Raw genomic sequence first — 13,167 nt, 5'->3', positions numbered from 1 at the left:
AACTACGCAACCATGCCCAATTATTACGCGCACCTGAAATTCGGCGATAAAGTCCTGGAGGAGCTGCCCCGGGAGCTGGCCGGACGCATCGGAAGGGAGGAGGCGGCCTTCCACCTGGGCTGCCTGGGCCCGGATCCCCTGTTCTTCTACCACCCCATCCGGCCCAACGGGGTGCGGCGGGAGGGGGTGCGCATGCACCGGGCCTCCGCCCTGCCCGCGGCGGAGCGGCTCCGCCAGGCCATTGAGGACGGCGTGCCCATGGCCGCCGGCTATGGGGCGGGCTTCCTCTGCCACCTGGCCCTGGACAGCGCCTGTCACGGCTATGTGGACAGCCGGGCCGCCGACGGCCCCATCTCCCACATGGCCATCGAGGGGGAGTACGACCGCATGCTCATGGAGCGGGACGGCCTGGACGCCTCGGAAAAGGCCCACCTGCCGGACAGCCCGGCGGACAGGGCGGTTTGGGAGGCGGCCTCCATGGCCTTTGTCCACGCCTCCCCGGAGCAGATGCGCCGGGCCTACCGCTCCATGAATTTCTACTCCAGCTTCCTGGCCCGCTCCAACGGGCGGGTGCGGGGCAAGGTGATCGGCGCGGTGAGCCATATGCTGCCCATCCCCTCCGCCAAGGGCATCGCCCTGAAGGAGGAGCCCCACCCCTCCGCGGCGGAGAGCAACGCGGATCTGGATCAGCTGCTGGAGGCCGCCGTCCCGGAGACGGCGGAGCAGCTCACCGCCTTCTTCCGCGCCATCGAGGAGGAGACCACCGTCCCCCACTGGTTTGACCGGGACTTCAAGGGCAACCCGCCCCGCCCCACGCAGCGCATCTCCTGGCCCTCCGGACGAACCAGGCATCTCACGGTTACTTAACGGACAGCAGAGCCGCAGGCGGAAACGCCGAAAAACCGGCAGGCACGAAAGTGCCTGCCGGTTTTTGATTCCGCCGGGCGGAAGCGGTCAGCCTATCTGACCCGCTTCCCGCTGAGGAACACGGCCCGGATCTCCCCGTTCCAGTCGAAGGGGTGGCCGCTGGTGACCACCACGTCGGCGTCCTTGCCGGGGGTGAGGGTGCCCACCCGCTTGGAGATGCCGGCGATCTCGGCGGCGTCCCGGGTGATGGCGGCCAGGGCGTCCTCCGGCTCCATGCCGCCCCGCACCGCCATGGCGGCGCAGAGGGGGAGGTACTGGATGGGGGTCTCCGGGTGGTCGGTGCAGATGGCCACCTTCACCCCGGCGGCGCGGAGCCTGGCGGGGTTGGACAGGGTCTGGCCCACCAGCTCCGGCTTGGAGCGGTCGGTGAGGCACGGGCCGGTGATCACCGGCACATTGGCCTGAGCCAGCAGCTCGGGCACCAGATAGCCCTCGGTGCCGTGAACCACCACCAGCTTCAGGCCGAACTCCCCGCTGATGCGCACGGCGGTGGCGATGTCGTCGGCCCGGTGGGCGTGGAAGTGGGCGGGCAGGGCGCCGGTGGCCACGGGGGCCAGGGCCTCCAGCTTGGCGTCGTAGTCGGGCACGTCCTCGTCGGGATCCTCCTCCGCCTTGGACTGCTTGTCCTGGTACTCCTGGGCCTTGGCCAGGTTCTCCCGGATGATGGCCGCTGTGGCCATGCGGGTCACCGGGGTCTCCTTCCGGTCGTTGTACACCGACTTGGGGTTCTCCCCCAGGGCGAATTTCATGGCAATGGGGGCCTTGACCACCATCTCGTCCACCCAGCGGCCGTCGGTCTTGAGGGCGGCAAACTGCCCGGCGATGGGGTTGGCGGAGCCGGGGCCGGTGAGCACCGTGGTCACGCCCCCCTCCCGGGCCTCCCGGAAGCCCCGATCCAGGGGGTTCACCCCGTCGACGGCCCGCAGCTGGGGGGTGCAGGGGTCGGTGGACTCGTTGCCGTCGTCGGCCTCAAAGCCCAGGGCGTCCCCGAACAGGCCCAGGTGGCAGTGGGCGTCGATGAAGCCGGGGAGGATGTGCCCCCCCTCCGCGTCCAGCACCTCACCGCTGTATCCGGCGGGCAGGGCCTCCATGGGCCCCACGGCGGCGATCTTGTCCCCCTCCAGCAGCACAAAGCCCCGGGGGATCATCGGGGCGTCCATGGGGTGTACCACCCCGTTTTGAATGAGCATGGGCCGTTTCCTCTCTTTCGACAAAAGTTCTGTTTGACAATTTATGGAAAATGCGGTATAGTTACCTCACAGCTTATCCAATAGGCGAGTGTGAGTCCAATTACCCCTGCAAATTCCATTCTCCCGCACACATCTCTGACTTGGGCGCCCCCGAGGGGGCGCCCCTTCTTTTTCCCGCGGGGGGCTATTCGTCCAGGGTGTACTGATCCACCAGGGTCACATCCCGCTCCAGATAGTGGCCGGAGCGCCAGATGCGCAGGGAGAGCACATCCCCCACGGACATGCTGTCCTTGAGGGCCTGGAGCTGCTCCATGGTGGTGATGGTCTCCCCATTGGCCTCCACGATGATGTCGCCGGGGAGGATGCCCTGCATCTGGGCGTCGGAGCCCTCCCGCACGGTCTGCACCGCCACGCCCTGGGGGCCGTCGAAGCCGGCGGCCATCTCCGCCGTCACCGTGTAGCCGGTGATGCCGATGGTGGGGCGGTTCTCCACCTGACCATATGCGATGAGGGCGTCCACCACCTCCTTCACCGTGGTGGTGGGGATGGCGAAGCCCAGGCCCTCCACCGTGCTGTCATAGCCCTCCATTTTCAGGTTGGTGATGCCCACCACCTGGCCGTGGTCGTTGATCAGCGCGCCGCCGGAGTTGCCCGAGTTCAGGGCCGCCGTGGTCTGGAGCAGGGACATGGTGTACCCGTCCACATTCACGTCCCGGTTGATGGCGGAGATGATGCCGTCGGTCATGGTGCCCCGCAGCTCCTCCCCCAGGGGGTTGCCGATGGCCACCACCGGATCCCCCACCACCAGCAGGGAGGAGTCCCCAAACTGGGCGGGGGAGAGCCCGTCACAGTCGATTTTCAGCACCGCCAGATCGCTGGGAACGTCCCGCCCCACCAGCAGGGCGTCGAACACCCGCTCGTCCTGGAGCACCACCTCCAGCCGGCTGCTGCCCTCAATCACGTGGGAGTTGGTGATGATGTACCCGTCCGCGGACAGGATGACGCCGGTGCCCAGATTCATGCCGCTGTCCAGATAGCCCCGGATGCTGACGATGGAGTCGATGCACTCCTGATAGATCTCCTGGAGGCTGTGGGCCTCCCCGTCGGGCAGGGGGGAGATGGTGAGGGTGGTGCCGTCCCCGGTGGGGGCCCGCTCCACGGTGGTCTCCGCCGGCTGAGGCACCTCCGTCTCCTGGGAATAGGGGGCGCGGAAGCTGGGCTCATCCCGGAAGAGGGCCTCCGGCGCGGAGCCCTCCCACAGGCCCAGCAGAGCTCCGGCCCCCACCAGCAGGGCGCTGAACAGGAGCATCAGCAGGACGGCCGCCAGGCCGCCCCGCCGCCGTCCGGGCCGCCGGGGCGGCGGCGGGGTGCGGGGCGGGGGAGATGGGGCCCCCGCCTGCTGGTCGTAATAATAGCCGCGCATAGGGGCCTCCTTTTCGCCGTTTTTCGACTTGTGCCGGCGTAACGAATCCGGCTCTTCTATGGTGCCAGAGGCTGCTTCCCGGGGGGCCTCGCAGAGTTCTGCCGTCCGGAGACGGCGGAATCAAATCCAAATCGTTTTTCCCGGTGACATGCGCATCGGGAAAAACACCTCCCGGCCCCACAGTGTGAGGTCTGACCGCCACAGGCGGCCAGACCTTGCGCGCAGGGGGCCGCAGCCCTCCTCGAAAAAGCGGCATCGCCGCTTTTTCGACTTATGCCAGGGTCAGGGTGAACACAAACTCGGTGACGCCGTCCTGGCTGGTGACGCTGATGTTTTCCTTGTGGTTGTTGAGGATGGTCTTGACGATATACAGGCCCAGGCCCACCCCGTCCCGATCCACGCTGCGGGACTTGTCGCTCTTGTGGAAGCGGTCGAAGATCATGGCCAGCTCGTCGGGGGGGATGGTCTGCCCCTGGTTGCGCACCGCCACGTGGGCCTTGCCCCCCTTGGTGGTGATGGAGATGCCCATGGTGCTCCCCTCGTCGGAGAACTTGATGGCGTTGTCCAGCAGGTTGTAGCACACCTGTGTGATGGCGTCGGGATCCCCCCACACCTCCACCGCCCCGTCGGGCAGCTGGGTGTCCACATCCAGATGGCGGGCGTTGATCTTGTTCTCCAGGCTCACCAGCACCCGCAGCATCACCTCGGACACGTCGAACTGCTCCTGGGCGGTGATGTTCTCCGCCGACTGGAGCCGGGACAGGTCCAGCATCCGCCGCACCAGGCGGGACAGCCTCCTCGTCTCGGAGGAGATGGTCTGGAGGGCCGCCCGCTCCTTGTCCGGCGGGATGGTGCCGTCCAGGATGCCGTCGGAGAAGCCGGCGATGGTGGTCATGGGGGTCTTGAGCTCGTGGGAGATGTTGGCCACGAACTCGCTACGCTTCTCCTCGCTCTTGGCGATGGAGTCGGCCATGGCGTTGAAGGCCTCGGCCAGCTCTCCCACCTCGTCCCTGCGCCTCTCATAGCCCCGCACCCGGGCCTCGTACTCCCCGTGGCCGAACTTCCGGGTGGCCTCGGCGATCTCTTTCAGAGGGTTGGTCAGGCGCAGGGAGGTGATGGAGCTGGTGATGAAGGAGATGCACAGCACCACCACGGCGGTGAAGAAGAAGATGGAGATAAAGGCCTGCCACAGCTCGGTGATGTCGGAGGTCTTGGCCACCATATAGGCCACCCCCATCACAATCTGCTGGCTCTGGCCGGTGAGGGCGCCGGTGGTGGTGGCCGTGATGGGTGTGCCCGCCACAAAGCGCCGTTCCGGGAACATGCCGCCCAACGTGCTCATGCCGCTGTAGCTGCCGGCCTTCAACACCGTGTCGGTCACCGACTGGGGCACCTGCCCCGCGGACTGGTCGGCCTTGCCGCCGTCCCCGGTGCCGTCGGCATAGAGCACCAGGGAACCGTCGGCCTCCGTGATGACCACCACCGCGCCGGAGATCTCGGCGATGTTGGCAATATAGCTCTGGTACACAGCGTTCTGCAGGCCGATGCCCCGGAGCTGGGCATCCGCCGTGAAGGACGCCACCCGTCCCACGTTGCGCTCCATGGAATCCCGGGTGTCCTGGATGGTGTAGCGGTAGGTCAGGGCGATGAAGGAGGTGCCCAGCAGGGCAAAGGAGATGAGAATCATCCCCGCCGTCAGCAGGAACTGCCGGCCGTACAGGCTTTTCATTGGGGACTCACGACCTCGAACTTATAGCCCACGCCCCAGACGGTCTTGAGGCTCCACTGGTCGCTGACGCCCTCCAGCTTCTCCCGCAGGCGCTTGATGTGCACGTCCACCGTCCGGGAGTCGCCGAAGTAGTCAAAGCCCCACACCTCGTCCAGCAGCTGGTTGCGGGTGAACACCCGGTTGGGGGAGGCGGCCAGGTGGTAGAGCAGCTCCAGCTCCTTGGGGGGCGTATCCACCCGTTTGCCGTCCACCAGCAGCTCGTAGGAGTCCAGGTTGATTACCAGCTTGTCGAAGGAGAGCTTCTTCTCCCCGGTGCCGTTCTCGTCCCCGCCGAAGCGGCGGAGCACCGCGTGGATGCGGGCCAGCACCTCCTTCATCTCGAAGGGCTTGACGATGTAGTCGTCGGCGCCCCCCTCCAGGCCGGCCACCTTGTCCTGGGTCTCCCCCTTGGCGGTGAGCATGATCACCGGGGTCTTGTCGCTCTCCCGGATCTTCTTGAGCACCGACCAGCCGTCCATCACCGGCAGCATGATGTCCAGCAGCACCAGGTCGGGGTGGAAGGAGCGGAACAGCTCCACGCCCTTGCCGCCGTCGTTGGCTACCACCGTCTCAAAGCCCTCCTTCTCCAGATAGAGGTGGAGCAGCTCCGCAATATTGGTGTCGTCCTCCACAATCAGAACCTTTTTCGCCATAGCGCACCGTCCTTTTCTATGCGATTCCCGGCGGAATCATTCCTGAGTCCCTATTATACAGCCCTTCGGCCCGGCATGGATGAATATTTTGTAAAAGCGGCGCCCGCCTACTCCACATAGGCGCGGTCGATCTGGATCACCGCCTGATAGGTGGGATCCAGGGCGCTCACCGCCCGGCGCAGGCGCTGGAGCACCTCCTCGTCCGTGAGGCGGCACTTGTGGGGCACCACCGCGTCGAAGATCACGTTGGTGTGGGTGGGGCCCCGCACCACCCGGAAGTCGTGGATGGTCATCTCCGGCTCCACCACCCGGGCCAGGTCGGCCACCTGCCGCCGCAGCTGGTTGACCTTCTCGTCGGCGGTGGCGATGGGATCCATGTGCACCGTGGTCTCAATGCCGAATTTCTCCTTGATCTCCCGCTCGATGTGGTCGATGGCGTCGTGGGCGTCCAGGATGTCGGCGTCCTGGGGCACCTCTGCGTGGAAGGAGCACAGCCGCCGGCCGGGGCCGTAGTCGTGGATGATCAGGTCGTGCATGCCCACCACCTGGGGATGGGAGAGCACTAGGTCGCGCAGCTGCTTCACCAGCTCCGGATCGGGGCTCTCTCCCAGCAGGGGGTTGATGGTGTCCTTGGCGGCCCCCCAACCGGAGCGGAGGATGAACACCGCCACCGCCAGGCCCACCCAGCCGTCGATGTTCACGTGGGCGAAGCGGTTCACCAGGGTGCCCGCCAGCACGGCGGCGGTGGCCACCGCGTCGGAGAGGGAGTCGGCGGCGGTGGCCGCCATGGCCGCCGAGCCGATTTTCCTCCCCAGGCCCCGGTTGAACTGCCCCATCCACAGCTTCACCAGGATGGAGGCCGCCAGGATGCCGGTGGACACCAGGGAGAAGTCCACCGCCTCCGGGTGGAGGATCTTGCCGATGGAGGAGCGGCCCAGCTCTACCCCCACCAGCAGGATCATCAGGCTCACCAGCAGGCCGGCCAGATACTCCATCCGGCCGTGGCCGAAGGGGTGGCCGTCGTCGGCCTTCTGCCCCGCCAGTTTGAAGCCCACCAGGGTCACCACCGACGAGCCCGCGTCGGACAGGTTGTTGAAGGCGTCCGCCGTGATGGAGATGGAGCCGGTCATCAGCCCGGCGAACAGCTTTCCCGCCGACAGCAGCAGGTTGAGCGCAATCCCCACCGTCCCGGACAGGATGCCGTACCTCTCCCGCACCGCCGGATCCGTCACATTGTCGCAGTCCTTGATGAACAGCCGCACCAGTCCCATGCCGCATCCTCCAAATTCAGGAAATCAAATTCAGGTTTCCTAACATTATCCCACGGCGGGGCCGCCCCGTCAAGGGGAGGGAGGGCGGCGGTCTCAGCCTCCCGCGTCCCGGAGCAGCCTCTGCCGCTCCTCCTCCAGGCCCCGCTGCTCCCCCGCCAGGTTCTGATCCATCCACTGCAGGCGGTTCAGGGCCTCACACACCCGGGAGTCCACCGCCTCCACCCCACGCTGGGCGTCGTTGATGCGGGACTGGACGTACCAGTCGGCAAACAGGCCGTCGAAGAAGTAGTCGGCGAAGGTGGCGAACTCCCCAATATGCACCTGGGGGATCTCCATGTGCTGCACGTCGGCCAGCTCGGTACGGAACCGGGACAGGCAGTTCTGGGCGTAGCCGATGCCCGCCTGGGCGTCGTCCAGGTGCTCGTGCTTGGCCATGGTGGACAGCAGGCCGCCGCCGAACATGTCCCAGGTGCCCCAGTCCTCGGCGCTGTCCAGGCTGTTCAGCACGGAGGACAGGGCCGTCTCCGCCGAGCGGCCCGCGGAGATGGCCTCCCCCACCTCACGGCGCTGGCTCTCCAGCTCGTCCAGCCGCTGATCCAGCTCGGTGAGCCGGGCGCCGGCCTCCCCGCCCATCTGCTTGAGCAGCTCCCCCTTCTCCTCCAGCAGGGCGTCCCGCCGGATGCGGTCGATGCGCAGGCTGTCCTTTTCCCCCAGCACCGCTCTGATGCGCCCGTCGATGTCCTCCAGATCCCGCTGGGCCTGGTCGTACTGGAGCTTGGCCGCCAGGGCCTCCCGCCGCTCCTGGGACAGGCGGGCCTCCTTGTCGCCGGTGATGGAGAGCAGCAGGGAGCGCAGGCCCCCCTTCTCCAGCTTGTCCACGTCCTCCTGTTCCTCCCAGAACACGCGGCTGGTGTCCATCACCCGCTGCTCCCGCTCCGCCCGCTGCTCCTGGAGATCCTTCAGCTGGGCCTCCAGCTGGCTCTGCCGGGCCAGGGCCTCGTTCAGCTTCTTCAGCTCCCTGTTGATCTCGTTCAGCCGCTCATTCATGTCCGTTGGCTCCTTTCCAAAATCCGCCGGGCCGCCTGCTCCGGCGTCAGCTCTGAGGTGTCGATGTGTCGGGTATGCAGCTCCCGGTACAGGGGCAGGTAGGCCAGGGCCCGCTCCGCCGCGCCGGCGTCCCGCCGCCCGGCGGCGATGTCCGCCCCGATGCGGGCGCGCAGCACCTCCGGCCGGCACACCAGGGAGATGGGCCGCACGGCACACCCGGCGGTGTCCACCTGCTCCAGCAGGGCGTCGAGAACCTCCTGCCGGTGGAGCACCCAGGCCAGAATCACGTGGTCGCAGGCGGAGCAGCGGAGGAACCGGTTCAGCAGAAGGGCGATGTTGCCCAGCACCAGCTCCTTGGTCTCCTCCGTCACCCGGAAGGGGTGCATGTCCCAGCACCAGTCCCCGTCCAGAAACACGCTGTTGTCCAGCAGCAGTTTCAGCGCCTGCCCGGCGGCGGTCTTGCCCACGCCCATGGGCCCGCCGATCAGATACAGGGTTTTCACCGTCCCGCCCCCTCTCTCAGACCATATTCTACGATATGCGAACCAAAAGCGCAAGGAAATCGGCTGGACTTATGGCCTGAAATCGCGTAAAATATTCCTATCTCATCTGAACAAAGGAGCATCCTATGGAACCCATCATACAGATCCTGGCCAAGGAGCTGGACAAGTCTCCGGAGCACGTGGAGAACGTGGTGCGCCTCATCGACGAGGGCAACACCATCCCCTTCATCGCCCGCTACCGCAAGGAGCTCCACGGCGCCATGGACGACACCGCCCTGCGCACCCTGGCCGACCGGCTGCAATACCTGCGCAACCTGGACAAGCGGAGGGAGGAGGTCAAGTCCGCCATCGAGGGCCAGGGCAGGCTGACCGAGGAGCTGTCCGCCGCCATCGACGCCGCCGCCACCCTGGCGGAGGTGGAGGATCTCTACCGGCCCTACAGACCCAAGCGCCGCACCCGGGCCACTGTGGCCCGCGAGAAGGGGCTGGAGCCCCTGGCCCAGCTGCTCTACGCCCAGGAGGGGGACGGCCCTGCCCCGGAGGAGGCCGCCGTGGACTATGTGGACGCCGAGAAGGGCGTGGAGAGCGTGGAGGACGCCCTCCAGGGGGCCAGCGACATCATCGCCGAGTGGATCTCCGATGACGCGGACATCCGCAAGGGTCTGCGGGAGCTGGTGTGGCGGAAGGGATATCTGGTCTCCGCCGCCGCGGCCAAGGAGCCGGAGGACACGGTGTACCGCCTCTACTACGACTTCAAGTCCCCCCTGAACCGGGCCATGGGCCACCAGGTGCTGGCCATCAACCGGGGCGAGCGGGAGGAGATCTTAAAGGTAAGCGTGGAGATGGATCGGGAGGCCGCCCTGATCCCCATCCGCCGGGCGGTGCTCCGCCCCGGCGCCCCCGCCATGGCCTTTGTCCGCGCCGCCGCCGAGGACGCCTACGACCGGCTGATCTTCCCCTCGGTGGAGCGGGAGATGCGCAATCTCCTGACAGAAAACGCCGACGAGGGGGCCATCCACAACTTTGCCCTCAACCTGAAGCCTCTGCTCATGCAGCCGCCGGTGAAGGGCAAGGTGACCATGGGCCTGGATCCGGGCTACCGCAACGGCTGCAAGGTGGCGGTGGTGGACGGCACCGGCAAGGTGCTGGACACGGCGGTGGTCTACCCCACCTTCAGCGAGCGGAAAAAGCAGGAGGCCATCGACGTGCTCGCCCGGCTCATCAAAAAGCACGGGGTGGCCCACATCGCCATCGGCAACGGCACCGCCAGCCGGGAGACCGAGCAGATGACGGTGGAGCTCATCCGCCAGGTGGGCGGCGGCGTCAGCTACATGATCGTCAACGAGGCGGGGGCCTCGGTGTACTCCGCCTCCAAGCTGGCGGCCCAGGAGTTCCCCGACTTCGACGTGAACCTGAGAAGCGCCGTGTCCATCGCCAGGAGGCTCCAGGATCCCCTGGCCGAGCTGGTGAAGATCGACCCCAAGAGCATCGGCGTGGGCCAGTACCAGCACGACATGCCCCAGGCCCGGCTGGACGAGACCCTCTCCGGCGTGGTGGAGGACTGCGTCAACGCCGTGGGGGTGGATCTGAACACCGCCTCCGCCCCCCTGCTGTCCTACGTGGCGGGGCTGAACAACACCACCGCCAAAAACATCGTGGCCTACCGGGAGGAGAATGGGGCCTTTACCGCCCGGAGGCAGGTGCTCAAGGTGCCCAAGCTGGGCCCCAAGGCCTTTGAGCAGTGCGCCGGCTTCCTGCGGGTGCCGGAGAGCAAGAACGTGCTGGATCACACCGGCGTCCACCCGGAGAGCTATGAGGCGGCGGAAAAGCTGCTCTCCCTGTGCGGCTACTCCCTGTCTGACGTGGCCGCCGGGGGCATCGGCGCCCTGCGGGAGCGGGTGAAGGAGCAGGGCGAGGCGCAGGCCGCCCAGGCCTGCGGCGTGGGCGTGCCCACCCTGCGGGACATCGTGGCCGAGCTGATGAAGCCCGGCCGTGATCCCCGGGACGAGCTGCCAAAGCCCATCCTGCGTACCGACGTGCTGGAGATGAAGGATCTCAAGCCGGGTATGGAGCTCACCGGTACGGTGCGCAACGTGATCGACTTCGGCGTGTTCGTGGACATCGGCGTCCACCAGGACGGGCTGGTGCACATCTCCCAGCTGGGCGCCCCCCGGCGGGTGCGCCACCCCTCCGAGGTGTGCGCCGTGGGGGATATCGTCACCGTCTGGGTGCTGGAGGTAGACGAAAAGAAGAAGCGGATTTCTCTCACCATGAAGAAGCCCAAGGGCTGAACAGGCGGCGGTGGGATCCGCCGCAGACGGGACGCGGCTGACGCCGCGCCAAGCGTTCCGGCCGACTGGCCGGAACCTTGAAATCGCCCGAATTCATTTCGGGCGATTTGAGTCAAATAAAGGGGCCCCCGCGCGGCCTGGGCCGCGTGGGGATAACGAAAAGAAGAAGCGGATTTCTCTCACCATGAGGAAGCCCCAGTAGGGGCGACCTGCGGTCGCCCGCAAAGCCGGGCAATGGGCCGCGGCGGGCGGTCTTGCAGGGCGGGGGCCTGCCCCGCCCCTCGACATACCATAATCACCAAGGAGGCGCTTTCCGTGAAAACCATCGGACTATTGGGCGGCATGAGCTGGGAGAGCACGGTGACCTACTACCAGCTCATCAACGAGGCCGTGAAGGAGAAGCTGGGCGGGCTCCACTCCGCCAAAATCGTGCTCCACAGCGTGGACTTTGACGAGATCGAGAAGTGCCAGTCCAGCGGCGACTGGGCCCGCAGCGGCGAGATTCTGGGACAGGCCGCCGCCGGGCTGGAGCGGGCCGGGGCGGACTTCATCCTCATCTGCACCAACACCATGCACAAGGTGGCCGGAGACGTGCAGGCCCACATCTCCGTGCCTCTGCTCCACATCGGGGAGGTGACCGCCCGGGCCCTGCTGGCCAGGGGCATCCACAAAGCCGCCCTGCTGGGCACCCGGTACACCATGGAGCAGGACTTCTACAAGGACAAGCTGGCCTCGGCGGGGATTGAGGTGCTCATACCCGATGCCGGCGACCGGGCGGAGCTCAACCGCATCATCTTTGACGAGCTGTGCGTGGGCAAAATTCTGCCCCAGTCCCGGGAGAAGTTCAAGGCCGTCACCGAGGCCCTGGCCGCCCAGGGGGCCCAGGCGGCCATTCTGGGCTGCACCGAGATCGGCCTGCTGCTCAGGCCGGAGGACACCCGGGTGCCCCTGTTCGACACCACCGTGCTCCACGCCGCCGCAGCGGTGGAGCGGGCCCTGGAGGGGGAGTAACCGTGATTCTCAGCTTTGAGCAGGCGGGCGATCTGCTGGACGAGATGGCGGAGGAGTTCCCGCCGGAGTTTTACGAGGAGCTCAACGGGGGCATCTCCCTGCTGCCCGAGGCCAAGGAGGATCCCGAAGGGGAGCCCGGCGAGCTCTACATCATGGGCGAGTACTGCAACGACATGATGGGCAAATACATCAACCTCTACTACGGCTCCTTCGCCGCCCTGGCCAGGCTGGAGGACTGGACGGAGGAGGACTGGGAGGACGAGCTGTACACCACCCTGGCCCACGAGTTCACCCACCATATCGAGGGCCGGGCCGGGGAGCGGGGCCTGGAGATCAAGGACGAGCAGTTCATGGAGGAGTTCCGGGCCGAGCGGGAGGAGTGACGCCCGGCGCACCTGCCCAGAGAGAAAGAAAAAGGAGGCACGCCCATGCAGGAGCAGAGCGGTGCGGTCAAACACCGGGGAGGGCCGGGCTTTCTCCGGTACATTCCCGTCAAAATCATTCTGACGATAGCAATTCTCGCGGCCGTGTTCGGGGCGGGCGTCGGGGTGCGCAGTGTGCTGGTGTCCGGGAACAAGCTCACCAGGCTGGGCTTTGAGGACATCGGTGAGCTGGCCACCCAGGCGGCTTACTGCACCGAGGTGAACGTGACCGAGGGCGCCCGGGAGCTCTTCGGCCTCACCATCCCCTTTACCCAGAGTAAGTACGTCTACAGCTACGACGTGGTGATCAAGGCGGGCCTGGACTTCGGGGACATCGACTGGACGGTGGGAGAGGACACCATCACCGTCCGCCTGCCGGAGATCCGGATTCTCAGCAGCGAGATCGACCTGAACTCCTTCCGGGTCTATGTGGAAAACGAGAGCATCTTCCGCCGCATCAGCCTGGAGGAGAACAACGAGGCCATGAAGGCTCTCCAGGCGTCGGCCCAGGAGAACGCCGTGGCCAACGGCCTGCTGGACAACGCCCGGGCCAACGCGGAGACCATCCTCACCGGCTTTTTCGCCGGGGAATACGACCTGTCGCAGTACACACTCCGTTTTGTGGATCAATAAAAAGTACAAAAAAATCCCGGTATGCGCC

Annotated in this window: 12 protein-coding genes; 5 read left to right on the top strand and 7 right to left on the bottom strand. The window is 66.5% G+C overall.

All coding sequences use genetic code 11. From position 1 onward, the window contains the following. Nucleotides 1-12: 12 nt before the first annotated feature. Nucleotides 13-867 (top strand): zinc dependent phospholipase C family protein, encoded by an 855-nt coding sequence (locus B5E42_RS06795; RefSeq protein ID WP_087237959.1) that lies wholly within the window; start codon nt 13-15, stop codon nt 865-867. Nucleotides 868-959: 92 nt separating this feature from the next. On the opposite strand, the gene B5E42_RS06790 is transcribed toward B5E42_RS06795, so the two are convergent. The 7 genes from B5E42_RS06790 to B5E42_RS06760 form a co-directional block, all read right to left on the bottom strand. Next, a complete protein-coding gene (locus B5E42_RS06790) occupies nt 960-2,117 on the bottom strand; it encodes an amidohydrolase (RefSeq protein ID WP_087237957.1) in 1,158 nt (385 codons plus the stop codon). Between the two features lie 184 nt (nt 2,118-2,301). Beyond that, on the bottom strand, nt 2,302-3,540 hold the full coding sequence (locus tag B5E42_RS06785; protein ID WP_087237955.1) for a trypsin-like peptidase domain-containing protein: 1,239 nt from the start codon (nt 3,538-3,540) through the stop codon (nt 2,302-2,304). A 271-nt stretch (nt 3,541-3,811) separates the two neighbouring features. After that, nucleotides 3,812-5,269 (bottom strand): HAMP domain-containing sensor histidine kinase, encoded by a 1,458-nt coding sequence (locus tag B5E42_RS06780; protein ID WP_087237953.1) that lies wholly within the window; start codon nt 5,267-5,269, stop codon nt 3,812-3,814. Next, nucleotides 5,266-5,961: a response regulator transcription factor gene (locus B5E42_RS06775; RefSeq protein ID WP_087237951.1), complete on the bottom strand. Its 696-nt coding sequence runs from the start codon at nt 5,959-5,961 to the stop codon at nt 5,266-5,268. The genes B5E42_RS06780 and B5E42_RS06775 overlap by 4 nt, the downstream gene beginning before the upstream one ends. A 107-nt stretch (nt 5,962-6,068) precedes the next feature. Then, nucleotides 6,069-7,232, bottom strand: a complete 1,164-nt coding sequence (locus B5E42_RS06770) for a cation diffusion facilitator family transporter (protein WP_087237949.1) — start codon at nt 7,230-7,232, stop codon at nt 6,069-6,071. 93 nt (nt 7,233-7,325) lie between these two features. Next, nucleotides 7,326-8,279 carry a hypothetical protein gene (locus B5E42_RS06765; RefSeq protein ID WP_087237947.1) on the bottom strand — a complete coding sequence of 318 codons (954 nt, stop codon included), beginning with the start codon at nt 8,277-8,279 and terminating at the stop codon, nt 7,326-7,328. After that, nucleotides 8,276-8,782, bottom strand: a complete 507-nt coding sequence (locus tag B5E42_RS06760) for an AAA family ATPase (RefSeq protein WP_204244388.1) — start codon at nt 8,780-8,782, stop codon at nt 8,276-8,278. Before B5E42_RS06760 ends, B5E42_RS06765 begins: the two co-directional genes overlap by 4 nt. 125 nt (nt 8,783-8,907) lie before the next feature. Between B5E42_RS06760 and B5E42_RS06755 the strand changes: the two genes are divergently transcribed. The 4 genes from B5E42_RS06755 (at nt 8,908) to B5E42_RS06740 (ending at nt 13,139) form a co-directional block, all read left to right on the top strand. Beyond that, entirely contained in the window at nt 8,908-11,073 is a 2,166-nt protein-coding gene (locus B5E42_RS06755) for a Tex family protein (RefSeq protein WP_087237944.1), read from the top strand. Between the two features lie 315 nt (nt 11,074-11,388). Beyond that, complete coding sequence (locus B5E42_RS06750; protein ID WP_087237942.1) at nt 11,389-12,084, top strand: aspartate/glutamate racemase family protein; 696 nt, start codon at nt 11,389-11,391, stop codon at nt 12,082-12,084. Between the two features lie 2 nt (nt 12,085-12,086). Continuing rightward, nucleotides 12,087-12,467: a metallopeptidase family protein gene (locus B5E42_RS06745; protein ID WP_087237940.1), complete on the top strand. Its 381-nt coding sequence runs from the start codon at nt 12,087-12,089 to the stop codon at nt 12,465-12,467. A 45-nt stretch (nt 12,468-12,512) separates the two neighbouring features. Further along, the gene (locus B5E42_RS06740) at nt 12,513-13,139 is read left to right on the top strand and encodes a DUF4230 domain-containing protein (RefSeq protein WP_087237938.1); all 627 of its coding nucleotides are present in this window, start codon (nt 12,513-12,515) and stop codon (nt 13,137-13,139) included. Nucleotides 13,140-13,167 lie beyond the last annotated feature (28 nt).

The organism is Flavonifractor sp. An10, from assembly GCF_002161215.1.
Lineage (GTDB): Bacteria > Bacillota > Clostridia > Oscillospirales > Oscillospiraceae > Flavonifractor > Flavonifractor avistercoris.
Note: the sequence above shows the minus strand (reverse complement) of the source record. Positions and strands in the feature narration are given on the sequence as shown.

Excerpts from the sequence above, each read along its gene's own strand:
- B5E42_RS06770 (WP_087237949.1), bottom strand. The coding sequence starts at position 7,232 with ATGGGACTGGTGCGGCTGTTCATCAAGGACTGCGACAATGTGACGGAT.
- B5E42_RS06740 (WP_087237938.1), top strand. The coding sequence starts at position 12,513 with ATGCAGGAGCAGAGCGGTGCGGTCAAACACCGGGGAGGGCCGGGCTTT.
- B5E42_RS06785 (WP_087237955.1), bottom strand. The coding sequence starts at position 3,540 with ATGCGCGGCTATTATTACGACCAGCAGGCGGGGGCCCCATCTCCCCCG.
- B5E42_RS06775 (WP_087237951.1), bottom strand. The coding sequence starts at position 5,961 with ATGGCGAAAAAGGTTCTGATTGTGGAGGACGACACCAATATTGCGGAG.
- B5E42_RS06765 (WP_087237947.1), bottom strand. The coding sequence starts at position 8,279 with ATGAATGAGCGGCTGAACGAGATCAACAGGGAGCTGAAGAAGCTGAAC.
- B5E42_RS06755 (WP_087237944.1), top strand. The coding sequence starts at position 8,908 with ATGGAACCCATCATACAGATCCTGGCCAAGGAGCTGGACAAGTCTCCG.
- B5E42_RS06780 (WP_087237953.1), bottom strand. The coding sequence starts at position 5,269 with ATGAAAAGCCTGTACGGCCGGCAGTTCCTGCTGACGGCGGGGATGATT.
- B5E42_RS06790 (WP_087237957.1), bottom strand. The coding sequence starts at position 2,117 with ATGCTCATTCAAAACGGGGTGGTACACCCCATGGACGCCCCGATGATC.
- B5E42_RS06795 (WP_087237959.1), top strand. The coding sequence starts at position 13 with ATGCCCAATTATTACGCGCACCTGAAATTCGGCGATAAAGTCCTGGAG.